Origin of the sequence: Echinicola marina (assembly GCF_020463795.1) — a bacterium.
GTDB lineage: Bacteria > Bacteroidota > Bacteroidia > Cytophagales > Cyclobacteriaceae > Echinicola > Echinicola marina.
The window spans coordinates 1,355,653-1,381,879 of record NZ_CP080025.1 but is presented as its reverse complement, the minus strand read 5'-3'; the positions used below and the strand labels follow the sequence as shown (position 1 = coordinate 1,381,879).

At 40.3% G+C, this 26,227-nt stretch carries 31 protein-coding genes; 20 read left to right on the top strand and 11 right to left on the bottom strand.

The genetic code is table 11. The features are described 5' to 3' along the window. Positions 1 to 44 precede the first annotated feature (44 nt). From KZP23_RS05790 to KZP23_RS05780, 3 genes are all read left to right on the top strand, one after another. Positions 45 to 1,184, top strand: a complete 1,140-nt coding sequence (locus KZP23_RS05790; RefSeq protein ID WP_226335151.1) for a 5-(carboxyamino)imidazole ribonucleotide synthase — start codon at positions 45 to 47, stop codon at positions 1,182 to 1,184. Positions 1,185 to 1,187: 3 nt separating this feature from the next. Continuing rightward, a complete protein-coding gene (purE, locus tag KZP23_RS05785) occupies positions 1,188 to 1,703 on the top strand; it encodes a 5-(carboxyamino)imidazole ribonucleotide mutase (protein ID WP_226335150.1) in 516 nt (171 codons plus the stop codon). A gap of 84 nt (positions 1,704 to 1,787) precedes the next feature. Then, a complete protein-coding gene (locus KZP23_RS05780; protein ID WP_226335149.1) occupies positions 1,788 to 1,940 on the top strand; it encodes a hypothetical protein in 153 nt (50 codons plus the stop codon). A gap of 162 nt (positions 1,941 to 2,102) precedes the next feature. On the opposite strand, the gene KZP23_RS05775 is transcribed toward KZP23_RS05780, so the two are convergent. Both KZP23_RS05775 and KZP23_RS05770 read right to left on the bottom strand, forming a co-directional pair. Further along, positions 2,103 to 2,561 (bottom strand): hypothetical protein, encoded by a 459-nt coding sequence (locus KZP23_RS05775; RefSeq protein ID WP_226335148.1) that lies wholly within the window; start codon positions 2,559 to 2,561, stop codon positions 2,103 to 2,105. 75 nt (positions 2,562 to 2,636) lie between these two features. Next, positions 2,637 to 2,990: a DUF3127 domain-containing protein gene (locus tag KZP23_RS05770; RefSeq protein ID WP_226335147.1), complete on the bottom strand. Its 354-nt coding sequence runs from the start codon at positions 2,988 to 2,990 to the stop codon at positions 2,637 to 2,639. Positions 2,991 to 3,294: 304 nt separating this feature from the next. On the opposite strand from KZP23_RS05770, the gene KZP23_RS05765 reads away from it, so the two are divergent. The 14 genes from KZP23_RS05765 to KZP23_RS05700 all read left to right on the top strand — a co-directional run bounded on the left by KZP23_RS05765 (position 3,295) and on the right by KZP23_RS05700 (position 15,900). Then, positions 3,295 to 4,659, top strand: a complete 1,365-nt coding sequence (locus KZP23_RS05765; RefSeq protein ID WP_226335146.1) for an MATE family efflux transporter — start codon at positions 3,295 to 3,297, stop codon at positions 4,657 to 4,659. Between the two features lie 104 nt (positions 4,660 to 4,763). Next, on the top strand, positions 4,764 to 6,353 hold the full coding sequence (locus KZP23_RS05760) for an ATP-dependent DNA helicase (protein ID WP_226335145.1): 1,590 nt from the start codon (positions 4,764 to 4,766) through the stop codon (positions 6,351 to 6,353). 37 nt (positions 6,354 to 6,390) lie between these two features. Then, on the top strand, positions 6,391 to 6,582 hold the full coding sequence (locus KZP23_RS05755) for a hypothetical protein (RefSeq protein ID WP_226335144.1): 192 nt from the start codon (positions 6,391 to 6,393) through the stop codon (positions 6,580 to 6,582). Then, positions 6,563 to 6,751 carry a hypothetical protein gene (locus KZP23_RS05750; RefSeq protein WP_226335143.1) on the top strand — a complete coding sequence of 63 codons (189 nt, stop codon included), beginning with the start codon at positions 6,563 to 6,565 and terminating at the stop codon, positions 6,749 to 6,751. Before KZP23_RS05755 ends, KZP23_RS05750 begins: the two co-directional genes overlap by 20 nt. A gap of 66 nt (positions 6,752 to 6,817) precedes the next feature. Continuing rightward, positions 6,818 to 7,354, top strand: a complete 537-nt coding sequence (locus KZP23_RS05745; RefSeq protein WP_226335142.1) for a hypothetical protein — start codon at positions 6,818 to 6,820, stop codon at positions 7,352 to 7,354. 202 nt (positions 7,355 to 7,556) lie between these two features. Then, on the top strand, positions 7,557 to 8,078 hold the full coding sequence (locus KZP23_RS05740; protein WP_226335141.1) for a DinB family protein: 522 nt from the start codon (positions 7,557 to 7,559) through the stop codon (positions 8,076 to 8,078). Positions 8,079 to 8,429: 351 nt separating this feature from the next. Continuing rightward, positions 8,430 to 9,200 carry a hypothetical protein gene (locus KZP23_RS05735; RefSeq protein ID WP_226335140.1) on the top strand — a complete coding sequence of 257 codons (771 nt, stop codon included), beginning with the start codon at positions 8,430 to 8,432 and terminating at the stop codon, positions 9,198 to 9,200. 122 nt (positions 9,201 to 9,322) lie between these two features. Next, positions 9,323 to 9,664: a hypothetical protein gene (locus KZP23_RS05730; protein WP_226335139.1), complete on the top strand. Its 342-nt coding sequence runs from the start codon at positions 9,323 to 9,325 to the stop codon at positions 9,662 to 9,664. Positions 9,665 to 9,757: 93 nt separating this feature from the next. Beyond that, positions 9,758 to 10,405, top strand: a complete 648-nt coding sequence (locus tag KZP23_RS05725) for a YdeI/OmpD-associated family protein (protein ID WP_226335138.1) — start codon at positions 9,758 to 9,760, stop codon at positions 10,403 to 10,405. Positions 10,406 to 10,676: 271 nt separating this feature from the next. Next, positions 10,677 to 12,239, top strand: coding sequence for a calcineurin-like phosphoesterase C-terminal domain-containing protein (locus tag KZP23_RS05720; RefSeq protein WP_226335137.1), 1,563 nt, complete (start codon positions 10,677 to 10,679; stop codon positions 12,237 to 12,239). 143 nt (positions 12,240 to 12,382) lie between these two features. Beyond that, complete coding sequence (locus tag KZP23_RS05715) at positions 12,383 to 12,946, top strand: gluconate 2-dehydrogenase subunit 3 family protein (protein WP_226335136.1); 564 nt, start codon at positions 12,383 to 12,385, stop codon at positions 12,944 to 12,946. After that, positions 12,939 to 14,639 carry a GMC family oxidoreductase gene (locus tag KZP23_RS05710; RefSeq protein ID WP_226335135.1) on the top strand — a complete coding sequence of 567 codons (1,701 nt, stop codon included), beginning with the start codon at positions 12,939 to 12,941 and terminating at the stop codon, positions 14,637 to 14,639. Before KZP23_RS05715 ends, KZP23_RS05710 begins: the two co-directional genes overlap by 8 nt. 158 nt (positions 14,640 to 14,797) lie before the next feature. Then, positions 14,798 to 15,469 (top strand): peptidase associated/transthyretin-like domain-containing protein, encoded by a 672-nt coding sequence (locus tag KZP23_RS05705; protein ID WP_226335134.1) that lies wholly within the window; start codon positions 14,798 to 14,800, stop codon positions 15,467 to 15,469. 110 nt (positions 15,470 to 15,579) lie between these two features. After that, positions 15,580 to 15,900: a hypothetical protein gene (locus KZP23_RS05700; protein WP_226335133.1), complete on the top strand. Its 321-nt coding sequence runs from the start codon at positions 15,580 to 15,582 to the stop codon at positions 15,898 to 15,900. 36 nt (positions 15,901 to 15,936) lie between these two features. Here KZP23_RS05700 and KZP23_RS05695 read toward each other — a convergent pair whose 3' ends face one another. Continuing rightward, positions 15,937 to 16,452, bottom strand: coding sequence for an FKBP-type peptidyl-prolyl cis-trans isomerase (locus KZP23_RS05695; protein ID WP_226335132.1), 516 nt, complete (start codon positions 16,450 to 16,452; stop codon positions 15,937 to 15,939). A 129-nt stretch (positions 16,453 to 16,581) separates the two neighbouring features. On the opposite strand from KZP23_RS05695, the gene KZP23_RS05690 reads away from it, so the two are divergent. Then, positions 16,582 to 17,337 carry a TerC family protein gene (locus KZP23_RS05690; RefSeq protein WP_226335131.1) on the top strand — a complete coding sequence of 252 codons (756 nt, stop codon included), beginning with the start codon at positions 16,582 to 16,584 and terminating at the stop codon, positions 17,335 to 17,337. Positions 17,338 to 17,404: 67 nt separating this feature from the next. Here the strand turns inward: KZP23_RS05690 and KZP23_RS05685 are convergent, their stop codons facing one another. Continuing rightward, entirely contained in the window at positions 17,405 to 18,160 is a 756-nt protein-coding gene (locus KZP23_RS05685; RefSeq protein WP_226335130.1) for a hypothetical protein, read from the bottom strand. A gap of 147 nt (positions 18,161 to 18,307) precedes the next feature. Here KZP23_RS05685 and KZP23_RS05680 point away from each other — a divergent pair, with 147 nt between their 5' ends. Beyond that, positions 18,308 to 18,631: a Rieske (2Fe-2S) protein gene (locus KZP23_RS05680; RefSeq protein WP_226335129.1), complete on the top strand. Its 324-nt coding sequence runs from the start codon at positions 18,308 to 18,310 to the stop codon at positions 18,629 to 18,631. 639 nt (positions 18,632 to 19,270) lie between these two features. On the opposite strand, the gene prmA is transcribed toward KZP23_RS05680, so the two are convergent. Together prmA and tpiA are read right to left on the bottom strand one after the other, a co-directional pair. Beyond that, positions 19,271 to 20,101, bottom strand: a complete 831-nt coding sequence (gene prmA / locus KZP23_RS05675) for a 50S ribosomal protein L11 methyltransferase (protein WP_226335128.1) — start codon at positions 20,099 to 20,101, stop codon at positions 19,271 to 19,273. Positions 20,102 to 20,296: 195 nt separating this feature from the next. Further along, on the bottom strand, positions 20,297 to 21,058 hold the full coding sequence (tpiA, locus tag KZP23_RS05670) for a triose-phosphate isomerase (protein WP_226335127.1): 762 nt from the start codon (positions 21,056 to 21,058) through the stop codon (positions 20,297 to 20,299). A gap of 97 nt (positions 21,059 to 21,155) precedes the next feature. On the opposite strand from tpiA, the gene KZP23_RS05665 reads away from it, so the two are divergent. Further along, positions 21,156 to 21,665: a regulatory protein RecX gene (locus tag KZP23_RS05665; protein WP_226335126.1), complete on the top strand. Its 510-nt coding sequence runs from the start codon at positions 21,156 to 21,158 to the stop codon at positions 21,663 to 21,665. A gap of 105 nt (positions 21,666 to 21,770) precedes the next feature. Here KZP23_RS05665 and KZP23_RS05660 read toward each other — a convergent pair whose 3' ends face one another. The 5 genes from KZP23_RS05660 to uvrB all read right to left on the bottom strand — a co-directional run bounded on the left by KZP23_RS05660 (position 21,771) and on the right by uvrB (position 26,219). Continuing rightward, positions 21,771 to 22,337, bottom strand: a complete 567-nt coding sequence (locus KZP23_RS05660) for a hypothetical protein (RefSeq protein ID WP_226335125.1) — start codon at positions 22,335 to 22,337, stop codon at positions 21,771 to 21,773. Between the two features lie 5 nt (positions 22,338 to 22,342). Next, positions 22,343 to 22,618 (bottom strand): hypothetical protein, encoded by a 276-nt coding sequence (locus KZP23_RS05655; protein WP_226335124.1) that lies wholly within the window; start codon positions 22,616 to 22,618, stop codon positions 22,343 to 22,345. A 416-nt stretch (positions 22,619 to 23,034) separates the two neighbouring features. Then, entirely contained in the window at positions 23,035 to 23,670 is a 636-nt protein-coding gene (locus tag KZP23_RS05650; RefSeq protein ID WP_226335123.1) for an AlbA family DNA-binding domain-containing protein, read from the bottom strand. Positions 23,671 to 23,682: 12 nt separating this feature from the next. Continuing rightward, positions 23,683 to 24,120 carry a hypothetical protein gene (locus KZP23_RS05645; RefSeq protein WP_226335122.1) on the bottom strand — a complete coding sequence of 146 codons (438 nt, stop codon included), beginning with the start codon at positions 24,118 to 24,120 and terminating at the stop codon, positions 23,683 to 23,685. Positions 24,121 to 24,182: 62 nt separating this feature from the next. After that, on the bottom strand, positions 24,183 to 26,219 hold the full coding sequence (gene uvrB / locus KZP23_RS05640) for an excinuclease ABC subunit UvrB (protein WP_226335121.1): 2,037 nt from the start codon (positions 26,217 to 26,219) through the stop codon (positions 24,183 to 24,185). Positions 26,220 to 26,227: the final 8 nt, after the last annotated feature.

Genomic DNA, 26,227 nt, shown 5'->3' with positions numbered 1-26,227 from the left:
TTTGTTTTAATTTTGTCCGATCATTGTATAAAACCAAAGAAAAAGTGCAAGATAATTATCAGCAGAAAACACTGGGAATATTAGGTGGGGGGCAATTAGGCCGAATGGTCATCCAATCTGCCATCAATTATAACATAGACATTCATATTTTGGATCCGGATGCCAATGCACCTTGTAAGGATATTTGTCATGATTTTACCCAAGGAAAGCTGACGGATTATGATACCGTATATCGTTTTGGGCAGAAATGTGATATCCTGACCATTGAGATAGAAAATGTGAATACGGATGCTTTGGAGCAGCTGGCCAAGGAAGGTAAGAAGGTCTTCCCACAGCCACATATCATCAAGCTCATCCAAGATAAAAGGGAGCAAAAGCAATTTTATAAGGAAAAAAATATTCCAACAGCTGATTTTATCTTAACGGACAATAAAGAAGCTGTACTGGCCAATGCAGATTTTCTGCCAGCGGTGAATAAACTCGGCAAGGAAGGATATGATGGTCGAGGGGTTCAGGTGCTGAAGTCTGAAGCTGATTTAGAAAAGGCCTTTGAAGCACCTAGTCTCATGGAGAAGTTGGTGGATTTTGATAAGGAAATTGCCGTGATCGTTTCCAGGAATGAACATGGGGAGCTGGATGCTTTTCCTCCGGTGGAATGTGCCTTCCATCCTACCGCCAACTTGGTGGAGTTTCTTTTTGCTCCAGCGCAGATTTCAGAGGAGATCAGTAAAGCGTCTATCGAGATAGCCAAGGATGTCATTACCCAACTGGATATGATTGGAATTTTGGCTGTGGAGATGTTTGTGACCAAGGATGGAGAGATTTTGGTCAATGAAGTGGCTCCTAGACCACATAATTCAGGACACCATACCATAGAAGCCAATTTTACTTCGCAGTTTGAGCAGCATTTGCGCTCGGTGATGGGCATGCCATTGGGCAATTCCGAATTGAGGATGCCTGCGGCCATGGTGAACCTTCTAGGCGAAGATGGTTTTACGGGCGATGCTGTATTGGAGGGAATGGATGAAGCGATGAAAGAAAAAGGGGTGTATATTCACTTATATGGAAAGAAAATCACCAAACCTTTCCGAAAAATGGGACATGTGACTATTTTGGAAGAAAATGTAGCTGCTTTGAAGGCCAAAGCACTGAAAGTAAAAGATATCATTAAGATAAAAGCATAAATCATGAGCAAACAGGTAGGAATCATCATGGGGAGTAAATCTGACCTTCCCATCATGTCTGAAGCAGCTAAGGCATTGGAAGATTTGGGTGTGGGGTATGAGATCACCATTGTATCGGCCCACAGGACCCCACGCAGGATGATCGAATATGCAGAAGGCGCGCGCCAAAGAGGAATCAAAGTCATTATTGCAGGCGCTGGTGGAGCGGCTCATTTGCCGGGAATGGTTGCTTCATTGACTTCACTTCCAGTGGTGGGGGTGCCTATCAAGTCATCCAATAGTATCGATGGTTGGGACAGTATTTTGTCTATTTTGCAAATGCCAGGTGGAATTCCTGTGGCCACAGTGGCCTTGAATGGAGCAAAAAATGCCGGTATTTTAGCAGCTTCTATGGTAGGTGCATTTGACGCCAAGGTGGCTGAAACCTTGGATAATTACAAAAAAGAGCTGAAAGAAAAGGTGGAGGAAACTGCCCGTGAGGTGGAGCTGAAGGGTTGGAAGGATACATTCGAGGAATAGGCAGTACCAAAATCCATAAAATATATTGACGTCAGAAAGAGCTAATTGTCTTCCTTCTGGCGTCATTTTTCTTTAATCACAGCTATGATAGATTTTAAAAAGAATATCAAATTCAAAATCGGCTCAGAGGATTGGGAAATGCCTTTGGGAGTGCTTCTGTTATTATTAGGCATCACCCTGATTATGGTGATTGGAGGAGCTTATCTGGGATTTAAGTTTGGGAAAAATATCAATTAAGTATTAGCCAAAAAGGAAGGCGGTAGCCTCAGCTGTAAGGTTTTTGCCGGGAAATACGAAGAAATGTAGGGATGTTTTGTGATACTGTATTATTGATATTACCTGCTTTTTGGGAATCGATCATGTTCGTGTAAGAATAAATTTGCTCGTAGGATTGCATCTTTAATCCAAAAACAGTCCCCAGCCATCGTCATATTTATTGCTAGGGTCAAAACCTTTTACCCATTCAATAAAAAGCTGCTGGAAATCATTGATGGCATCCCGGAGTAATTGTAAATGTTCTTCCGGATGGGTGTCCACCATGGCCACTGAATAGGTCATGGAATTGAGGTGGCGTGCATGAACTTTCATAAAGACAGCATTTTCCATCTTTAGGATATAATCGTCCACTCCTTCCGCACCGGCAAATTTTCCACAGATTACGGAGGCATCTTCCAGCATAAAAGTGCCATACATTTCTTTGGACATTTCATCCAATGCACCCACCAGGGCTTCAGTAAGATGAAGGATATCATTGGCTTTTTGCATCAACGGATGTTTCTGGATGCGTTCCTGTTCTTTTCTGAAATCCTCCTCATCATCACTGTCCCAGTGCTCTTCATCATCAAAGTCATCCCACATGGTTATTCTATTAGGGTAATAAAAAAGCGATCATTTGATCGCTTAAATATAATCTTTTTGAAATATCCTTCCCTATTAGAATGGCAAAATATCTTCCCCGCTATCGTCATTGAAGGTACTTACTTCAGGAGCACCGGCATTGGCTGTGTCAGAGGTGGCTCCAGCAACTACCTTGTCTACTCTCCAAACTTTTACATCTGTATACCAGCGGCTATTGTACTCACGGCTTTCGATTTCAATGCCTGCCTTTACGGAATCGCCCTGTTGCATTCCAAATTGGTCAATTTTGTCTCCCCAAACGGTCAAACATACTTTCTTTGGATATTGTCCTTCTGTTTCAAGGATAAAATCCTGTTTTCTCCAGGTCCCGTTTCTTCCATTACCAGATTGCTCCGGCATGATTTGAATGATTTTTCCAGTAATTTCCATATCGTTATATTTATTTTATTTTTTTCCGAACCACGAAGGTACTCAATCACCACATCTATTAAAAAAGTCTACCTTTAATTTATCAAAGTTTTTTGGAAATAGCCAATCGGAATAAAAGAGCCTGATTTTGATGATAAAGGCCTTTTATACAGTTATGAATGCTTATAATTCCTTAGTTTAAAGCTGGTTTTTGGAATCTTATCTCTTGACGGTATCAGTTTATATCTTCCTAAAGAGGGAAGGAAATAAATCTTCATCAAGGGTATATTCTTAGTGATTGGTTATCTTTGGGCAATTGATTTTTATGCGGCCACCTAAGGAGAAAAAATACACGGAAGGAAAGATCCTCACTGCGCTTACACAGCTTGCCATTCCCATCATCTTGGCCAATGTGCTCCAAACTGCCTACCAGTTGATCGACACATTTTGGCTGGGACGTTTGGGGGCCAATGCCGTGGCGGCGGTGAGTTTGAGCTTTCCCATTCTCTTTCTGATCCTTTCGCTTGGTGGAGGTTTAACCTTGGCGGGTACGGTCTTGGTCTCTCAATATAAGGGGGCCAACGATCAGAAAATGGTGAATTTTGTCTCTTCACAAACCGTTCTGGTGGTCTTTATAGTGTCTTTATTATTGGCCGTTATAGGATTTACCATGGCGGGGCCTTTGATGAAGTTGATTGGAGCAGGGCCTGAAGTGCAAGCAGAGTCTGTGGCTTATTTCAAGGTTTCAGCCTTGGGTTTTGTGTTCCTCTTTATATTTTTTGTGTTTCAGTCGCTGATGCGGGGAATCGGCAATGTGCTTCTGCCAGTTTATGTCATTTTGGTTACTGTTTTGCTCAATTTGGTTTTGGATCCCTTATTCATTTATGGATATGGTCCATTGCCCGGCTATGGTGTGGCAGGTGCGGCAGTGGCCAGTGTATTTACCCAGGGGATTTCAGCTGCGGTGGGACTCTATATACTTTTGAAAGGAAACCACGGAATCAAGATCCATTTGTCAGAAATGAAATTCCACCTTTCTTGGACCAAGAAGTTGTTTGAGTTGGGTTTGCCATCCAGTATGGAGCAGTCTGCCCGGGCTTTGGGGATGGCCATGATGGTGGTATTGGTGACCAGCTTTGGTTCTGAGGTGGTAGCTGCTTATGGTATTGGTGCCAGGATCTTGAGTTTTGTGATTATTCCTGCTCTTGGCCTGGCCATTGCCACGACTACCTTGGTAGGGCAAAATATAGGCGCGAATAAGCTTCACCGCTCAGAAAAAACTGGTATTTTATCTGTGAAAATTGCTTTTTTTGGGTTGACGGGCATCGGTGCATTATTATTTATCTTTGCTGAAGACTTGGTGCGGTTTTTTGTGCCAAATGAACCTCAGGTCATCCAAGATGGAGCCATGTTTATAAAAATCATGGGACCGAGCTTTGGTTTTTTGGGTGTTCAGCAAGTGGTCAACGGCACCTTTAATGGAGCTGGATTTACCAAGGCCTCTATGTTTATATCCTTTCTGAACCTATGGATAATTCGTTTTCCAGTAGGCTATTTTTTGGCATACCATACAGACTTAAAACACGAGGGGATTTATTGGGCTTTTCCGATTTCCAACTGGATTTCTGCCATCGTGGCCTTTGTGTATTTCCGCATGGGGTATTGGAAAAAGCGACTGGGAAATAAATAATTGGGTTTTGTACAGAATAACCTTGCTGAGCAGCAGTTTAGCTTGATGCTTTTTCTGTAGTTGGGGACATTGACATAGCTGCTTAAAAAATAGTACATTTGTCCATGGCATTTTCCATCAAGGACTTTCTTTATCATGAGTTTCAATCGCAGGGATTGGATACCAGCAATGAGGCATTTATCCACGCCTTGGAAGTGGCATTGTTTTCAAAAAGGTCCTTGTTTTTGACAGGTAAAGCGGGTACGGGGAAAACCACTTTTTTACATACCCTTAGGAAGCTCAATCGCGAAAAAAACATGGCAGTAGTCGCCCCAACGGGCGTAGCCGCTATCAATGCGAAAGGCAAAACCATTCACTCATTCTTTAAGATTGATCCAAGGCAGATGTTCTTACCAGGAGATCCCAGGCTATCTCCAAAGGCCAAGGAAAAGGGCATGTCTATCTTTGAGCAATTTCAGTATCGCAAGAAGCACCGGGACCTGATCAATAGGCTGGATATTTTGGTTATCGATGAGGTTTCCATGGTGCGTGTGGAGATTTTGGATGTGATAGATCAGCTTTTGCGTGTGTATAGAAAGAAGATGCATTTGCCCTTTGGGGGTGTGCAGATGATATTTATCGGTGATCCTTTTCAGCTTCCACCAGTGGTGAGAAATGCTGATTGGGAGCATTTGGCACCATATTATTCTTCCCGCTTTTTCTTTAGTGCCCATGCTTTTCAGGAGCTTAATCCTATTCATATTGAGTTGGATAAAATATACAGGCAAAAAGATGAAGCCTTCAAGGAAATCCTCAATAGGGTTCGTGAAAGTGATCATACACAGGAAGACCTGAAGGTATTAAATGCTACTGCGAGCAAATACCGTTTTGACCTTTTGGACCAAGAGTATATCCTTATCGGCACGCATAATGCCACCATTGCGGAAATCAATACCAAGAAACTGGCTGAGCTTAAAAAGGAGCCAAGGAAATATCCTGCTGAATTAAAGGATGATTTTCCGATGAACATGGCCCCTTTTGATCCTGTGGATTTGACCTTGAAGATTGGTGCGCAAGTGATATTTATGCGTAATAATGCTGAGGCGAAATATTATAATGGGATGATAGGCAAGGTTTCTAAAATGGAGAAGGATGTGATCGAAGTGGAAGACCATAGGGGCTTTATCTATGAAGTCCGTAGGGAAACCTGGGAAAATGTGGAGTTTATCTATAATGAAAAAGAAGAGCATTTGGAGGCGAAGGTCATAGGAACCTTTACACAGTTTCCATTAAAGTTGGCCTGGGCGATTACTGTTCATAAAAGCCAAGGCCTGACCTTTGAAAGGGCCATTTTGGATATCAGCAGGTCTTTTGAAGCAGGTCAAGCCTATGTGGCACTTAGCAGGTGCACCAATTTGGAGGGGCTAGTACTTAAATCTCCGATAGGAGTCCAAAGTGTGAAGGTGAGCCCAGATAGTTTGGTTTTCAGTCGGCAGCGATTGGAAGCGGCCCAAGTAGAAAAAGAATTGGAACTGGCTAGGGCCCTACAACTTTTGAAACATGCCTTTAGGGCTTTCAGGCAAGGTGAATATGAACTGGCCCAAGAAATGTTTGATGAGGTACAGGCGGTACACGATGTGACTATTTATCCAAAATGGCAGCAGTTTTTAAAACTGAAAGAAGACTTAGAAAATCGTTATTATTGCAGAGAGTGATAGCGTAAAATTATTTTACCATTTCTAATTTATACGAATGAACAAGATCAGCATGACCAAATCCATTTTTATGGTTTTTTTATTAATGGGAATGATATTAGTGTCCTGTAATAAGGAAGATGAGCCTCCTGAAGCTCCATTGTCAAAGGTATTGGTCATTGGAAACAGTATCACTTACCATCCACCGGCACCAGATATTGGCTGGGATAATGGCAGCAAGTGCTGCTGATAAGGATTATTTTAGTGTTTTAAGTGATTCGCTAAATACCCTTAACCCTGACATAGAAGTTATGAGGGAAAATGTTTATCCATTTGAAAGGAATGATAGAAATAGCCAATTTAATTTGGAATCAAATAAGGAAATAATTTTAATTCAAAATGGAGTTGTTAGGAGTTGATTTTAAGTTTGTTTGAAATTTTTATGGTAAATTGATAGGGGACATTTTTGATAAATAGATTTCTATATGAAAGCTCTCGAGCGGTTTACCTTCATGCTTTTCCTGTTGACCATGTTCAACTATTCTGCTTATGCCCAAGAAGAAGCTGAAAAAGAAGACCTGTTAAAAAATAGGGTAGTTTTCTCTTTAGGCTATACCTGGATTCCCAAAGGGGCAAGTTTGGGTGAATCAGAAAGTGAAAGTGGTTTTTTTGTTCCCGCTGTGGGTTTTGACTATTTCAGGAAGATCCAAGAAAATTTTGAAATTGGACTAATGTGGGACTGGGAGTTGGACCATTATATTGTGACAGGCAGAGAGCTGGAAAGGGAAAGGGCCATGATCTTTGCATTTGTCCTTACTTATGGCATAACAGAGAGGTGGAAGGTCCTTACTGGAGGAGGTATAGAGCTGGAAAAGAGCGAAAACCTGGGGATATATCGACTGGGGACAGAGTATGCGTTTGAGATGCAGCGGAACTGGGAGTTTACCCCTACTCTTTTGTTTGATATGAAGAAAGGGTATGATACTTGGGCTATATCGCTTGGTTTTTGCAAGAAATTTTGAAAGAAACTGTTTTGACTAAGACAATTTGTGTTCAACAAGTAGATCTTTATTGTTTGATCATTAGTGAATATAGAGAAATCAAAAAGGTTATTTTATGAAACTGGCCGGTACTTTAGTCGGATGATATTGAACTTTTTAGGTTTTGATCTATTTTAATGAGTAGGAATAATTGAGATAACAAATACTATAAGCGAGTAAAACAATGGATAACAACCCTATAGGGCAAGAGTTGATAAAACATGCCATATTTAGATTAAATGAGAATAAAGCTAAAATTATCAGTTGCTTGGATTGGTTAACTGAAGAGGAAATCTGGCAGCGCCCCAATGAGGTTTCTAACAGCATTGGGAACTTAGTGCTTCATTTGGCAGGGAATTTAGGTCAATATATTGTTTCTTCCTTGGGCGGCCATGAAGACAAAAGAGATAGGGATGCCGAATTTTCAGCTTGTGGAGGAATGTCCAAAAGTGCCTTGATTCATCTTATGAATAAAGAAATTAAGGTGGCCTGTGAAACTTTAGAGACGATATCAGAAAAGGACTTAATAAGCAAATACAATGTTCAGGGATTCAGGTATACTGGTGTAGGCAATGTATTGCATGCCGTGGAGCATTTTTCATATCATACCGGACAAATTGCTTTTTGGACCAAGATAGTACGAGAGCAGGATTTGGGCTTTTATGCAGGAATAGACCTGAATAAAAAGAATGAAGGTAAGGAGTGATGTTCTTGTATTAAGATAACGCTTATTTATTCAAGATTCCACCGTTGTTGAGTAGATAGGCTATCCATCTGTGGTTGATAAATAGCGCATATCAAAGCTAAAATAGACTGTTTTTCCCCAGTTTTTCGGCTTGGTCCATTTTATATCTATGGCATTGAGAGACTAACTAGGCTGTGATTTTTAGTTTAAAGCTGAAAGAGTTTATTCCAGTTTAGTTATTGAGGAGGAATAATGAATTTTTGATAGTTTAAGATTCAATGTTGAACTTCAATTTTTTATAAGGTGGGATATGTTTTCATTTTACTAAAAACTAAATTATTATTACGTTGAATTAAACGTTTAGTAGAATTTATGAAAAGAATTTTCCCCATTGCCTTAGTTGCAATTTTTTTAGTTTCGTGCGCTACAGCCCCAATTATGGTAAAAGTACAAAGCTCTAAAAGCTCGACAATTGCTTTGGAGCAACTTAATTTAGCTTCGACAATGATTGGCCCACTCTTTCAACCCGATCTTCCATTGATTGATGCAGCATCATTTAATGGTAAAACCAATAAAATTGCGGATGTCATTATGGATGAAGAGGAAAGAATGATTGAAGAATTTAAGTACATTCTAACGAGTACCTTAAAAGGCCATCTTAGTTCTTCGGTCAAAACTATAGGGGAATTTGATGGAGCATCAATTGAACCATATCAAGTGGAAAAAGGATTGAAAGTAGATAATAAGAATTTTCCAGTTGTTTTTTTTAGTGAGGGTGATTTGAACATTGCGGATCTTGGTAAAGGAAAGAATGTGAATAAAATTTTTAAGAATGATGAAGGTATTAAAGATAGAGTAAGGGAGATAGCCCAAGCACTAGATATTAGTAATGTTGCCGTATCCTATAATAGGCTTGGAATAGTAGGGGTAGGAGCTTTTGGTTCATTTGGAATGATCAGTTTGGAATCTTATTTGTTTATATATGATTCTCAGGGAGACTTATTGATCAATATAAAAGGGTGGACCAAACCAGAGCAAATTAGTGGAAAAAACTCCAATGAATATGTCATTCAGTTGCATAAGTTTGAAGGTTTGGCAGATGAAATCTCTAGAAAATTGAATGAATATATTCAAAATAGCTAGGTCAGATAATGCGGTTTTTTATATTATGTTTAGCATTTGTTTTCATCATCACTATAGAAACTTCTGCTCAAATATCTCTTAATCTTCCTCCCAAGATAAAGTATTCCAAAGCTAAGTTAGGCTTGAAAAATTCGGGAAAATTATCTGTGAGCAATCTTATCATAGAGAAAGACAGTATCAGTTTTATTTCAGAAGACATGACCCGTTCACTATCTTTTTCAGAAGTTAATTATATAAGAGTTAAGGAAGGAAATAGTGTAGGAAAAGGAGCCTTGATAGGTGGGGGAACAATGTTGCTATTTTCACTTGCTTCTTTACCTAGAGATCATGGAGATCTGAATCAGGAGTCGAAAAGTGAGGTACTGTCCTTAACTTTATTTTCGGTTTGTGGGGCAGGAATAGGAGCGCTTGTTGGTTTGGCATTTCCCAAGGAGCGTAGTTATTATATACATATCCAGGAATAGGAAATCAGATTTTATAGCATTGAACGAGGAGAGGTGTTTAGGCTTCTCCTTTTTTTTGTTATTTTCATTCATAAAACTACCCAATCAATAATTATGACTGGAAAGACCCAATTTCACCCTTCTCATGATAAGCGAATTGATGCTTATATTAATAAGTTGCAGGATTTTGCTGAACCTATTCTTAGACATCTGAGGGCTTTGGTCCATCAGGCTTGTCCAGAGGTGGAGGAAACCATCAAATGGGGCATGCCTCATTTTACCTATAAAGGGGAGATTTTGTGCAGCATGGCCGGCTTTAAGGAACATTGTGTTTTTCTTTTTTGGAAGGGCGCATTGATGCAGGATCCAGTATTAAGGGAAAATGCTACTGGAGAAACAGCTATGGGCCATTTGGGTAAAATTACAGCGATGGAAGACTTACCAGAGGATGATCAAATGTTGGCCTATCTCTATGAGGCTGTTGAGCTCAATGAAAAAGGAATAAAGCTTCCCAAAAAAATATCCAAGAAGAAAGCTGACCTTGTCATGCCAGCGGATTTAAAATTGGCCTTGGAAGCCAATTCCAGAGCATTGGACACTTTTGAGAATTTTAGTTATTCTAACCAAAAAGATTATATCGAATGGTTGAACGAGGCCAAAACTGAAGCTACCCGTAAGCGCCGTTTGATGACTGCCATAATTTATATGGAAGAGGGAAAGCCAAGGAACTGGAAATACATGAAAAAGTGGAAGGAAAGCTAATCTTTTTAATAGGGCGGAAAAGGTGCTCTTTTACATCCTAAAGGTGATTTTTAGTAACTCCTTTAGCCTGACATTATCGGATTTTTTTGATTAATAACAATTAATTAATGGTTTTGGATAGTAGTAAGTCCCCTTAAAACACACTATTTAAATAGAAATAGATTTATAGTATGAATGGATTTTGTCACCAAGTGAACCAAGCATTTAATATAAGTGTGGCAAGAAGCTTTAAATAAATTTGAATTTTATCATTAATCTCTAAAACCTAAAAATGAAAAAATTGATTTTATCAGGTTGTCTATTGGCTTTTTCCTTGTCCGTGACGGCACAGGAAACCGCCAAAGGAATCATTTATGAGGACCTGAATGGAAACGGAAAGAAAGAGTCCCGGGAAAAGGGCCTAGCTAATGTAGCGATCTCAAACGGCGTGGAAGTAACACAAACAGATGAAAAAGGGCGGTATGAATTGCCCTTGGCCAATGACCAAATCGTATTTGTAATCAAGCCCGCGGGATATCTAGCACCTGTCAATGACAAAAATCTTCCCCAGTATTTTTATATTCACAAGCCTTCTGGTTCCCCAGAAACCAAATTTCCTGGGGTGCAGCCTACAGGAAAACTTCCAAGGAAACTTAATTTTGGTTTGATCCCAACTGAAGACAAAGCTGATTTTACCGCTTTAATCTTTGGGGATCCCCAGCCTTATACCATTGAAGAAGTCAACCATTTTGAAAATGGAGTGGTTTCAGAGGTAGAAGGAATCGAAGGAATCGATTTTGGACTGTCATTGGGAGATTTGGTTGGGAATGATTTGGACCTTTTTGATCCTTATATCGAGGCTACTTCCAAGGTAGGCGTCCCTTGGTACAATGTATTGGGAAATCATGACTTGAACTTCGATGTAAAGGAAGACCATCTTTCCGATGAAACTTTTGAAGCTCATTTTGGTCCGGCCAATTATGCTTTTAACCATGGCAAGGTACACTTTATTGTGCTGGATGATATACTTTACCCAGACCCTAGAGATGGCAAGAGCTATTGGGGAGGTTTCCGAAAAGACCAACTGGAATTTGTAAAGAATGACCTAAAGTATGTGCCGAAAGATCATTTGATTGTTTTGGCTTTTCACATTCCTTTGAGCGAGCCATCTGGGGACCCATTTAAGGATGAGGACAGACAGCAGCTGTTTGATTTGTTGAAAGATTATCCGCATACTCTTTCTCTATCTGCCCACACCCACTTGCAGCGGCAAGACTTCTTTTTCGAAAAAGATGGCTGGAACCAAAAAAATCCACATCACCACTATAATGTAGGGACTACTTCCGGGGATTGGTATTCAGGTACATTGAATGAAAAAGGCGTTCCAAAGTCCACCATGAGAGATGGTACGCCTAAAGGCTATGCTTTTATAGAGTTTACAGGTAATCAATATGATATCAGGTACAAGGTCGTGGATCAGGAAAAAGATTACCAAATGGCGATTTTTGCTCCTAAGGTATTAGAAAAAGACAAGCGGACTTCTTCAGGGATTTTTGTTAACTTCTTTATGGGTACAGCTGATGACCGAGTACGTTATCGCATAGACAATGGGGAGTGGAAAAAGATGCAATATTTGGAAGAATATGATCCTACTTATATGTTGGAGGTCTATCAATGGGACACCACGGAAGAGCTTTTGGATGGTAGAAGACCTTCCAATCCAGTGAAAAGTACCCATCTTTGGAAGGGTGGAATAGATCCAAAACTGGAAAAAGGTCCGCACACTATAGAGGTGGAAGCTACGGATATGTTTGGTAAAAAACATTATGGTAAAAAGGTTTACCATATTCGATAATTATTCTTGATTTCCTTTGGAGTCGAGGGGTGTATACCTCTCGGCTTTTTTAATTAATTGTTTATAATAATTGAAAATTTCACTAAACCGTTTTAACTTTTGAAAAAAATAGGCATTCCTGAATAGCTTTTAACGATACCAAAATGATGAACAGAAGATTAGCCTTAAAGCAGTTGGCTTTGGTGACAGGGGGACTTGCCCTGATTCCAGGTTGTGATTTCAGCGAAGAAAAGATACTGGCCACCTATGATGAGCTGCAAATTACCGAAGGACAGCAGCAGGTGTTAAAATCTCTAGTAAATACAATTATCCCAAAGACAGATTTAAAAGGCGCAGTGGAATTAGGCGTGCATGATTTTGTCCTGGTGATGGCCAATGATTGTCTGGGTCAAGAAGATCAGGAGCGCTTTGTTAAGGGATTAAAGGGCTTTGATGACCATATCAAAAGTAGTTATGGTACTCAGTTTTTAAAGATGGATCAAGGTAAAGCGGAAGCGGCTGTAGAGGAATTATTGAATGGAGAGCAGGGTGCTGATGCAGAAGCCTATCAATATTTTGTGAAGATGACCAAGAAATATACGATCCAAGGTTATATGGCTTCGGAGTATGTGATGACCGAATTGATGCCCTATACATTGGTTCCCGGTCCAAATTTTAATGGAAGTAAGAAAATAGTACCTGGCGAAAAAGTGAATATTAATGGCTAATCTGAATATAAAAAGTAAAGAAGAGAACACATACGGGGCTATAGTTATTGGTTCTGGAATGAGTGGAGGTTTTGCAGCGAAGGAATTATGCGATAAGGGTGTGAAGACTTTGGTCTTGGAAAGGGGCAGAAAAGTGGAACATAATAAAGATTATCCTACTACCCATATGATGCCTTGGGAGTTTGAACATAGAGGCCAGATTCCAGAGGATATTCAAAGAGAAAACCCCTCTATCAGTAGGTGCTATGCCTATCGGGAAGATGCGGCTCACTTTTTCGTAAAAGATACAGATCATCCCTATATTCAAGAAAAGCCCTTTGACTGGATTCGTGGTTACCAGACTGGCGGTAAATCCTTGCTTTGGGCGAGACAGGTACAGCGATGGAGTGATTTTGATTTTGAAGGACCGGCTAGGGATGGCTTTGCGGTGGATTGGCCGATCAGATATAAGGAATTGGAGCCATGGTACAGCTATGTGGAGAAGTTTGTTGGAGTTGCCGGTTTCCATGATGGAATTGCCCATTTACCAGATGGGGAGTTTTTGCCGGGAATAGAACTAACCGCGGGAGAAGAATATTTCAAGGCTCAAATGGCCGAGAAATATCCTGATCGTCATGTAATCAGTGGCCGCTGTGCCCATATTACCGGAAATGCCGAATATTATGCCAAACAAGGACGTGGTATCTGCCAGCACAGGGTACTGTGTCAAAGAGGCTGTCCATTTGGGGGCTATTTTAGCAGTAACTCGGCTACGTTGCCTTGGGCTGCCAGAACGGGGAATTTGACACTTCAGAATGACGCGGTGGTGCATTCCATTATTTATGATGAAGCTAAGCAAAAGGCCACAGGTGTGAGGGTGATAGATGCCAATACCAAAGAAATGAAGGAGTATTATGCTCCCATCATTTTTGTCAATGCCAGTGCATTGAATACAAATTTGATTTTGCTTAATTCCACTTCCAATCGTTTTCCTAATGGATTGGGCAATGATAATGGCCTGATGGGGAAATATATTGCTTTCCATAATTATAGAGGAGGAATTTCTGCTGAATATAATGGTTTACAAGAATATACTACAGAAGGCAAGCGTCCAACCAGCGGTTATATGCCAAGGTTTCGTAATGTGCATAAGCAAGAAACCAATTTCTTGAGGGGCTATGCAGCAGGACTTCATGGCAGTAGGTCCAAGGAAGTCAATTATGATGGGGCTGGAAGTAATTTGGTTTCCAATATGATGAACCCAAGTTATGGTCCATGGAAAATCGGCTCTCATATGATGGGGGAAACTATTCCCAAGGAAAGCAATTATGTGGCTTTGGATAGTGAACAGAAAGATGAGTGGGGTATGCCGATCATCAAGGTAAATGTGGATTATGACCAGAATGATGAGGATATGCTAAAGGATTACCGGGAGCAAATGGCGGAAATGTTTGATGCAGCGGGATTCAAGAATATCCGTACTTGGGATGATGGAAGAAGACCAGGGCTGGATATCCACGAAATGGGTGGTGTAAGAATGGGTAAGGACCCTAAGACTTCATTGGTGAACAAGCATAATCAGCTACATGCCTGTACCAATGTATATGTTACAGACGGAGCTTGTATGACTTCTACCAGTACCCAAAACCCTTCATTGACCTATATGGTGTTTGCGGCAAGGGCGGTAGACCATGCATTGAAAAATAAGGGATAAAATCCTTTCACAGAGAATTTTACCAAGGCTGTTCTATTTTGGACAGCCTTTTCTTATGTGAATTACTTAATTAATGTTAAGTCGAGTGTTAAAGAGTTTTAAATCCAAAAAATCCTGAAACTAAAGGTCTAGATTGTATCCATGTTGTTTTTACAAGGATGATCAGGACCATTTTACTTTTGCTCTTTTTTATTGCCAAGCCTTTATTGTTACAGGCTCAGGAGACTGTTGTGATTGAAGGGAAGGTAATTGATGCAAAGACAGGACAAGGTATTCCGGTAGTAAGGATCAGCAGCTCTTTGGAGCGGGTTTCTTCAGATGAAACTGGAAACTTTGTGATTAAAGCCAATGTTGGAGATCAATTATCTTTTGTTCATTTGACTTTCGAAACGGTTTATTATCCTGTTTCAGGAGATGATGTAGGTCTGGAGATTTCACTAACAGAGCGCATATTGGAACTTAGGGAATTTGAGGTCACTGATTTTCCCAGTGAGCAAGCTTTTAAGGAGGCGATGATGAATACAACTATTGATTATGCCTCCAAAAGAAAAATCATGGGGAATAATCTTCAGACCATCATGAAGATAAAAGATTTAGGGTATCAATATGACTTTTCAAGTTATAATACCTTGCTCAACAATGTTAATACTGGAGGAGGAATTACATTGTTTTCCAGCAATCCCTCTCATGGATTGTTGGGCGCTTTCAAGAAATTAATTAACGGAAAACCTAGAAGTCAGACTTTGGGAAGCGGACCAATAGAAGCGCTTGACACCAGGCCATTATGGAAGAACCCTTTAGAGGTGGACACCTTAAAATACAAGGAATGATCTGTCATCAAATAAATTAGCTTTCAAAAGTCCTTAAAATATCAGTGGAATAAGTTAAATTGCTGATTGTCAGTGTTTATTTGTGTTTTGGTGATTCATGACAATAAATTATGTCTACTAGCTATTTGATGATGAAAGATCCTGCTCACGATTTGTCCAATACTTTTGTAAGTCTCCTTCAGATTTTATCTGCTATGTTTGGAGGTTTATTTCTCTGGTTGAGCATTATGGTGTTTAACGGGCAGGAATTAATGAATTCCATGTTAGAAATGATTGATGAGCCCCATCATGTCAGCTCAGAGGAAGCATTTGTTATAGGGACGGTGTTTTTTGGATTGTTTTTGGCCTGTTTGGCAGCATTTTTTGTATTGAGGTATCTTAGAAAAGTGGTCAAAAAGGAGACTGGTAGCACAAACGGTGTTGGTATTTAAAAAACAAGCCCTTCTAATTGGAAGGGCTTAAAATAGTTAATGGTGATGATGTCCACCTGGGCCATGAACGTGACCGTGTTCGATCTCTTCGGGGTCAGCATCCCTTATTTCAACGATTTCTCCTTTAAAAAAAAGATCATAACCAGCCAATGGAGAGTTGAAATCCATGTGTACGCCTTTATAATCCACTTTTAGGATCTCACCTCTGAGTTGGTTGCCTTGATCATCCTGCATAGGGATCACTCGGCCGACTTTCAGCATGTCTTTGTTTTTCTTACCGTTTTCCTTGAAGTTGGCTTTGGGAATGATGGTTACCTTGCTCTCATCATAATCTCCATAGGCATTTTCAAAGTCAATAAATACTTCAAAGGTGTCCCCAATACTTTTGCCAGCAATAGCTTCTTCCAATGCTGGAAGGGTGTTCCCTGCTCCAAAAAGGAAAGGAAATGCTTGGTCTTTGGTGACCTTTTCTTTGAATTCCTTGCCATTTTCTCCATCGTCTATATGGAGTTCATAAGCCACACTGACTACTTTGTTCTTTTCTGCTATCATGGTTTTATTTATCTAAACCCTTGGGGGGTATTTATCTAAATTCGTTCTCAAAAATAAATAATTATTTCTACTGTGAAGGAGTTCAAAAAAGCTTTGTTAAATTCAAGGCTTAATTTAACCTTTTATAAGATGGAAATATTTCTTCAGAGTGAAACCTGGATCGCACTTTTGACATTGACTTTTCTGGAAATCGTATTGGGGGTGGATAATATTATTTTTATCTCCATAGTTTCCAATAAACTTCCTGAGGACCAACAACCAAAAGCCAGAAATATAGGTCTGCTATTGGCCATGTTTTTTAGGATTGGCCTGCTATTGGGAATATCCTTTATTATCCAGTTTACCGAGCCGTTATTTACCGTATTTGGCCATGGTTTTAGTGGTAGGGATTTGATCCTGGCCGGTGGAGGGATGTTCTTACTCTTCAAATCCACTATTGAGATTCACCATAAGATGGAAGGTGAAACCGAGGAAGTGAAAACAAAGACCGGAGCGAGTTTTGGGAGTGTTTTATTCCAAATCATATTGTTGGATATGATATTCTCCTTTGATAGTATTTTGACAGCTGTGGGCTTGGTGGACCATGTCAGCATTATGATTATTGCTGTAGTCATCTCCTTATTGATCATGATGGTGTTTGCAGGAAAAATCAGTGAGTTTATCAACAAACATCCGACTTTGCAGATATTGGCCTTGAGCTTTTTGATATTAATTGGGGTAATGCTGTTTGTGGAGGGATTCCATGTGGAAGTACCGAAGGGCTACATCTATTTTGCGGTATTTTTCTCCTTGGCAGTAGAGCTAGTCAATATGCGTATGCGTAAGAAAACGGCCAAGAAACCAGTAGAGCTGCATTCGAGGATGAAGGAAGCAGATGAAAAGTAAGTATTTAGCAAATAATAAAAGCCCTAGGAAATGTAATCCTAGGGCTTTTTAATGGAGTGATTGAATATTATTCTTTATTCAATTTATCCAAATATGCTTTACGGTAATTTGACCAAATTTCATAGATGGGATCACCTTTGGAGCTTAGCCCGCTGTGATGCCATGCTCCATTTTTAACAGCATAATCAAAACCTAAGGAAGCTCCTACCCTGCTATCATCCCTGCTAAAAAACTCGATGTTTTCCGTGTACTTGCCTTTTTCCGCATTATAAGTTCCACCGCCAGTACCGCTGAATTCTTTGGTTTCCGAATTGAAAGCTATCCACTGGAATCTTCCCCCGCCCAGTATTTTGATGGTTCTTCTGGCTCCAGGGGTCATGGTGTTGATTTCTCCATCCCTCTTTCTCCCAGTGATCACCCATGTACCATTAAGGTCATCATCTCTGTCAGATATTTTCTCCCAAATTTCAATCATGTTTTTGCCCTTTTTGGTGTAATAAAGCACCATTTTTTTATCCACAAAACTCTGGGTGTATTGGGTACTCGTGCCGATCTTTTTGGGATCAAGGGTGTTAAAATCAAAAGTTTCAACATAACTGTCCTCTCCTTCCGTCATATAGGTTCCACCGCCAGCTCCTAAAAAGTGGTTGTTGCTGATTTCCTTATTACCATAGGCGAAGTATCCATCTTGGTAGATTTTAATGCATTCCTTGTCTTTCACTGGATCTCCATTGATATGGGTGAGCTTCCAAGCACCTTCCAAGTCCTGGGCAAATACACAGATTGAAAAAAATAAAAGCGGGATAATCAATAGGGTTTTCATGGTATTTTGGTTTTAAACTAAGCTAATTTACAAAAATCAATAAGTCCGAGTAAAATCTTCCTTAATCTTTAATGTAATTTATTTAAACGGTGATTAATCAATGGTTTTCCATTTTAACTAAGTGGGAAATCATTTATCTTCGAATCTATGGGGAAATTTAGATTGGGGCAATCAAAAGAAGATGTAAAGGGCATGCTGCCTGAGGGAAATATAAAGGTGACCCAATTAGGGGCCAAGAAGCTTTGCGTGGTGAGATTGGGGGAAAAGGTATATGCATTTGAGCAGCTTTGTCCACATCGAGGAGCTGCGCTAAAGGATGGACATATTAATCGATTTGAAGAGGTTATTTGTCCTTTGCATTCCTATCGCTTTAATATGAACACAGGCCAGCTGACTTCTGGTGGCGGTTGCGGGGATTTGGAGGTTTATAAAACCAATTTGACGGAAGAGGGCCTGGAGATATTTGTTTGATGATCTTCCAAATGAGGAAGAAAGTGTTTTCACGCAAATCTCTCGAAGGTAGCGCGGATCCCGCAGATTGATTTATTGAAGGATCAGGCTTAGCGAACTTTTCGTTTTCTTTGTGCTTTTAGCGAGAAAAAAGTGTTTTCACGCAGAGCCCGCAAAGGTTACACGAAGCTCGCAGAGGGATTATTTCTTAGCGTACTTTGCGTTTCCTTTGAGCTCTTAGCGAGAAAAAAAGTATTTCACGTAAGACTAGCGAAAGTTGTGCGAAGTTAGCAGAGGGAATTTGTAAAACAGGACTTAGCGTTCTTTGCGTCCTCTTTGCGCTCTTAGCGAGAAAGGGAGGTTGTTTTCACGCAGAGCCCGCGAAGGAAGCGCGAAGTTCTCTAAGTGATTTTTAAAACAATGACTTGGTGTCCTTTGCGTCCTCTTTGCGCTCTTGGCGAGAAAGGGAGGTTGTTTTCACGCAAAGCCCGCAAAGGTTACACGAAGCTCGCAGAGGGATTATTTCTTAGCGTACTTTGCGTTTCCTTTGAGCTCTTAGCGAGAAAAAAAGTATTTCACGTAAGACTAGCGAAAGTTGCGTGAAGTTAGCAGAGGGATTTTGTAAAACAGGACTTAGCGTTCTTTGCGTGAGCCTAAAATCTATTGCTTCTCAAAGACTACAGCAGCCCAGTTGTCTTTTTCCTTTTGGCCCTTGAGTTTTAAGCCCAGAGATTCTGCTCTGTATTGAATATCGGGTACATCATTTTCATAAAAACCACTGAGCAATAGTTTGGCAGACGGTTTCATCAAGGAAACATAAACCTCCATTTCATCCAGAAGCACATTCTTGTTGATATTGGCCAATACAATGTCAAAAGGTCCAGAAGGGTTTACTTCACGAATAGTGCCATGTCCCATTTTTACATCATTAATACCATTGAGCTCGAAATTCTCATTGCCATTATCCACACACCAATTATCGATATCAAAGGCTTCTATATGGGAAGCTCCCAGCTTATGTGCCATGATGGCCAAGATGCCTGTTCCAGAACCAATATCAATGATACTTTTGCCCTCATGAGGAATCTCCAGCTGATGGGAAAGCATTAGGTAAGTAGTGGCATGATGTCCAGTGCCAAAGGACATTTTTGGATTGATGAGGATATCATGTTTTACCCCTTCCAATGGCGCATGAAAGGAAGCACGAACATAAACTTCCTTGCCAATGGAAATCGGGTCATAATGTTTTTCCCATTCTTCGTTCCAATTGACCTTGGGCATTTTTCCCTCTTCAACGATTATTTCTGCAGCCTCACGGTACTTTTCGATGACTTCATCATAGGCTGCTCGGTCAAAAAGATCTTCCTGAATATAAGCTTCAATGCCTTGGTCGGTCTCCAAAAATGAATCAAAGCCCACTTCTGCCAATTCTGCGATAAGAATTTCATTGTACTCCTCGGTACAGTTGATTTTAAACTCCAGGTAATCCATGATTTGAAAAGGGAAAAGTAAAAATTTGTCTAAAAAGGGAATAAAAGAGGCTGTCTCATAAGTCGAAAATACGTCATCACGAGTGAAGCGAAGTGATCTCGAAGTACTTACATTGTACATATAGGGAGATTGCTTCTCTTCGCTATCTCTACAATCGCAATGACGTGGATTTATGAGACAACCTGTTAGGTATATTTAGAATGACTTGATGATATCTACGAAGTCTCTTGATTTAAGAGAAGCACCACCGATCAAACCACCGTCTACATCAGCTTTAGAGAAGATCTCCACAGCATTATCAGGCTTACAGCTTCCTCCATAAAGGATAGAAGTCTCATCAGCGATTGCTTGGCCATATTTAGAGGCAAGGTGAGCTCTGATAGCTGCATGCATGTCCTGAGCCTGGTCAGAAGAGGCTGTTTTACCCGTTCCGATTGCCCAGATTGGTTCGTAAGCAATAACGATTTTTGAGAATTCCTCTTCAGTCAAACCGAAAAGACTGGCCGTAAGCTGCTCTTTTACATAATCCTCGTGGCTACCAGCTTCTCTGATCTCAAGCGGCTCTCCACAGCAGAAGATTGGCGTCAAATCATTGGCAAGGGCTTGCTTAACTTTAGCAGTAAGCTCTTCATTGCTTTCGTTGAAATATTCTCTACGCTCACTGTGACCGATGATCACATATTTAGCACCGAAAGAAGCTAAGATTTTAGCGGAAGTTTCACCAGTGTAAGCACCAGATTCCTTATCTGAGCAGTTTTGTCCACCTAGGAAGATGTTAGGAACTCCACCGATCAATTTTTTTACATTTGAAGCATGGACAAATGGAGGGTTCAAGACTACAGTCACATCGCTGATGCGTTCGTCCTGTACCATATTGACAATTTCAGAAGTTAGCTTTTGGCCTTCTTCCTGCGTTCCGTTCATTTTCCAGTTACCGGCGACGATTTTTTTGCGCATGATAATTTTGGTTAGGTTTGATATATTTGATGAGTAAATAACTTTTCCTGATTTTTGTAAGGCAGGAAAAGCAATTTCGATGCTAAAATTACATAAAATGTCCTTCCAAAGAAAAGATTATTCAAATGAGCAACAGAAAAAATCACTAAGCCCTTCGGAGGCCAAGGTAAAGATCGCTGCTTTTTGTGCTTATCAGGAAAGAAGCCAACAGGAAGTAAGGGATAAACTGTACAGCTATGGGCTCTTCAGTGAGGAAGTGGAGGACTTGATTTCTTTAATGATCACTGAGAATTTTTTGAATGAAGAGCGATTTGCCCAATCCTATGTCAGGGGAAAGTTCAACCTAAAAAAGTGGGGGAAAATTAAGATTGAGCAGGGCCTGAAGCAGCATCGAATCACTGTTAATTGCATAAAGTCAGGAATGAGGGAGATTGAACAAGACCAGTACTGGGAGACATTGTTGGGGCTTGCCCAAAAGAAATGGGAGACTACCCATGATACTGATTTGTTTAAGAAGAAGGTGAAAGTTCATCGGTATTTGTTGAGCCGGGGATTTGAGAATGACTTGGTTCAGGCAGCCTTGGAGGAGATTAGGAGCGGGAAATGAAATGATAGTTATAAACCAAAAGAGGACCACCATTTTAGCGGTGGCCCTTTATTTTTTAGTTGTCGACTAGTTTAAAGCAACGATCCCTAAATTTGAATATCCTTTTCAGAAGGAGTAGCCCAATCCTATCCGAAGCCAGTTACTTTTGTATCTCGAAAGTTGGAAACCATGTGCTGCTGCGGGGATCAGTTGGAGATTTTTTGTGATAAATATCCTGGCCTTAAGCTGAACTCGGGCAGTCTGGTCCACTATCATTCCTGTTTCCCTTATGGTTATACCTCCTGATTCCAGCTGGCTGATCAATTCGTGGGTGCTTTGTCGCAGATAGGACAACTCTCCCGATAAAATAAACCGCTTTGACTGAAAAATGTCGTAACCCAAGCCAAGGGTAAATACCTTCATATTATAATGATCCATTTCTTCAGGCTCCAAATAGAAAATACTGTTTCTGCCCTCAAAGTTATATAGCCCGTAGCTTATATCAGCATATAGGCGTTTCTTAAGGTATCTGGAATAACCGATATCAAAACCTTTGGCTGAAATATCTCCACCTGAATAATGACTTGATTCATATACAGAATAACCCAAATAAATCGTGTTATCATAGTTGGATTGGGCTTGAGTAGAGAAACCAATGATTAAGGTTAGAATTGTTAACAAATATTTTTTCATGGATTTTATAAGGTTTCCAGAGTGAAATAGGTTCTTACTTTTCCAAAAGCATAAATGGGATATTTGGTATTTCCATAATATCCATATCCCTGATTGGTTTCATTTACATTGTTGGCTATGGTAAAACACTTGTCAAAAGACAGGGCAGAAACCAGTTCTACACTGTTTCTTATGGCGACTTTTGCCTTTGCTTCTCCAGAAATTCCTTCTTTGGACGCCTTGACAGTTCCTTCTACATCAATATTTACAGAAGTTCTTGTACAGCCCCAAACTAAATACATATTATCTGCTTCTGGTTTCCAGGAAGAAATAATAAATGAGGTATTGGAGTTTTTCCACCTTTTGATCCTTGCTTGCTTTCTGGTTATTTTTAGTCGTGATACAGGCTAATTCAGCACAGGAAGATAAAATTGACCAAAATGATAAGAATAATACCCAACAGTAGGATTTTAGAGAACTGTTAGTAAATATTTTTGAAAAAACAAAAGTGTAATTTTTCATTAAATAAAAGATTAGGTTTTATATGATAAAATTTAAACTGCAAATATAGTTGGGTTGTGGTTGATAGAAAAAATAAATATTGGAATTATTCAATTTTTGTCTGTAATAGCTTGATAAAGAAATAGGTAGAATGCTTTAATTTTATTTTGTGTAAAAAAGGAACAGACTTATTTAATCGCGCTAGGCGTGAGGTCTCTTAATTTTTTAGCCTAAATAAATCCTCCTGTTCCTGAGGAACCACCTGCAGGACATTGGCTAGGACCAATCTCACCAAGGTCTTTGAGGCAATAAATCTTGGTAATCTGGCGATTTTGGAATATTCCTTTAGGGTAATGGACTCATGTTCATTGAGCGCCTGCATGAGTTTGGTTTCCTTATCTCCATAATTGAAGATAATATTCTTTTCATTTTTGCCCCTGCGAAGGATTTCCCACACTTCCCTGCTTGCTTGCACCGTGCGGTCTTCCACTCTTACATAGGATTTCTTTCGGCCGTCTTCATATAAAAAATGCGGCCTTTTGGGGCTTTTTTCAAACTGGTAAACCGCTACTCCCTTTTTTTCATTGATAGGAATGATCGATAGTTTATAATTTACCGTGGGTCGGATTTTTTCTTTAATGGCTTTTTCCAGCACATAAACATCTTCCTCAATATACCTTTGGCCACTTACGGTTTTATCATCATCCACTCCTATCATAAGGTAGCCACCATCGGTATTGGACAAAGCGATAATTTCTCTGACAATTTTCTCAGGGTGTGACGCCTTTTTTTTGAATTCAATATGTAAGCCTTCACCCTTTTGGGCCAGTCTTGTCACTTCCTGAAGTGTCATTTCTTTATTCTTTTAGTTGATCAAAAAGCTCAATCCAGCTCTTAAACCTGCTACATTGCTTACCGCATAATAATCCACCATGCCCTCCAAACGCAACCTGTATGAAAGGTTGAAGGTATACCCTGCACCAAAAGCAATATCGCTATCCTTGCCAATCAAGCCCCTCATTCTGATAAAGGCTGGTTCCAATGGGTAAAACCTACCACCTAAGCTGACTTGGTTAGGTCTATTATAGTTAAACTCATATCCACCGGAAAAGGATATATTATGCCAGTGAAAATAATTGGCTTCCACACCAATTTGGTACCTTCTGATGACTCCTGGTACATCTGTTTTGACCAGGTCCAATGCGCCAGATATCAAATAACTGCCTGCTGCTTGCTGTGCATGGGCTTCCTTGCCTGTCCACATAAATAGCGGGAAAGCCAATAGCATTAAAATCTTTTTCATGTGTAATAATCTGTCAATTGATGGTGGAAAAATAAGCTCCTGATTTTCAAATATCAGTTTTATCAGTCCATGCGTTTGAGCTCTTCCAGTCTTTTCTTTAATCCCTGCCATTCGTCCCTTAGTCGGGCTGCTTCCATGAAGTTGAGTTCTTTGGCTGCTTTTTCCATTTGTTTTTGGGTTTGTGGGATCAATTTTTCCAGCTTGTCCTTGCTCAAATATTGTACCACAGGATCTGCGGCATAGGCTTGGTCATCCGTAAAGTGATCATCATAGAACTTGGCATTCTTTTTACTGTCTGCCACTTTGGTTTGCCCCATGATTTTTTCTTTGGACTTGATGACTGTTTTTGGAGTGATGCCATGCTCCTCATTATATGCAATCTGAATTCCTCTCCTTCTTTTCGTCTCGTCTATGGCCCGCTGCATGGAGGCGGTAACCTTATCTGCATACATGATTACCCGACCATTTTCATTTCTGGCTGCTCTACCGATAGTCTGCACCAAACTCCTTTCATTTCTCAGGAACCCTTCCTTATCTGCATCCAAAATGGCCACGAGGGAAACTTCAGGTAAGTCCAACCCTTCTCTTAGTAGGTTAACCCCTACCAAAACATCAAAAATCCCCAAACGTAATTCCCTAAGGATTTCTACCCTGTCCAGAGATTTTACTTCGGAGTGTATATAACGACATTTGATGCCAGCTCTTTCCAAGAATTTATTGAGCTCCTCTGCCATTCTTTTGGTCAAGGTGGTCACCAAGACCCTGTCGCCCTGCTTAATGGTTTGGTCGATTTCCTCCAATAAGTCGTCAATCTGATTACCACTTGGCCTCACATCTATTAGAGGATCCAAAAGTCCCGTTGGACGGATAATCTGCTCCACTACTACCCCATCAGTTTGGTTCAGTTCATAATCTGCTGGAGTGGCACTGACATAGATGAGTTGATTGGTTAGGGATTCAAATTCATCAAATTTTAGGGGACGGTTATCCAATGCAGAAGGCAGTCTAAACCCAAAGTCCACCAAATTGACCTTTCTGGAGCGATCACCGCCCCACATGGCCCTGATCTGTGGGATGGTCACATGACTTTCATCTATGACCATCAAGAAGTCATCTGGGAAATAGTCCAAGAGGCAGAAAGGTCTTGCTCCTGCTGCTCTCCTATCAAAGTACCTGGAATAGTTTTCCACACCTGAACAATAGCCCAATTCCCTGATCATTTCCAGGTCAAATTCTGTTCTTTCTCTTAACCTGGTGGCTTCTTCCAGCCGCATATCCTTTTCAAAAAAGGAAATCTGGGCCATCAAATCATCTTGGATTTCTTTGATGGCGACATCTATGACATCCCTGCCTGTTACAAACAGGTTGGCAGGGAAAATCGTGATCAGCTTTTCGCTGGATAGTTTTTTGCCTGTAGCAGGATCAATCCGCTGAATGGCTTCTATTTCATCACCCCAGAAATAAATTCTGTAGGCAAAGTCTGCATAGGCCACAAAGATATCCACAGTATCACCCTTTACCCTGAAGGTACCATGTTTGAAGTCTGCATTGGCACGGCTGTAGAGGATGTCCACTAGCTTGAAAAGTAATTGGTTTCTTGGGATTCGGTCTCCTTCCTGAAGTTTAACTACATTCTTTCCAAATTCTTCTGGATTACCAATACCATAGATACAGGAAACAGATGCCACTACGATAACATCCCTACGCCCTGATAGCAGGGCTGAAGTGGCGCTAAGTCTTAATTTTTCTATTTCCTCATTGATCGAAAGATCCTTTTCGATATATACTCCACTGGTGGGTATAAATGCTTCTGGTTGATAATAATCATAGTAGGAAATAAAATACTCTACTGAATTTTCAGGAAAAAACTGCTTGAACTCGCCGTAAAGCTGTGCTGCCAAGGTTTTGTTGTGACAGAGTACTAAAGTAGGTTTTTGGACTTCCTGAATTACATTGGCAACTGTAAAGGTTTTTCCAGAGCCGGTCACCCCTAAAAGCACTTGAGAAGGTTCTCCCGCATTGATCCCCTCAGAGAGGTTTTTGATAGCGGCAGGTTGATCGCCTGTAGGACTGTAATCAGATATTATTTTGAAATCCATGGTTTTTC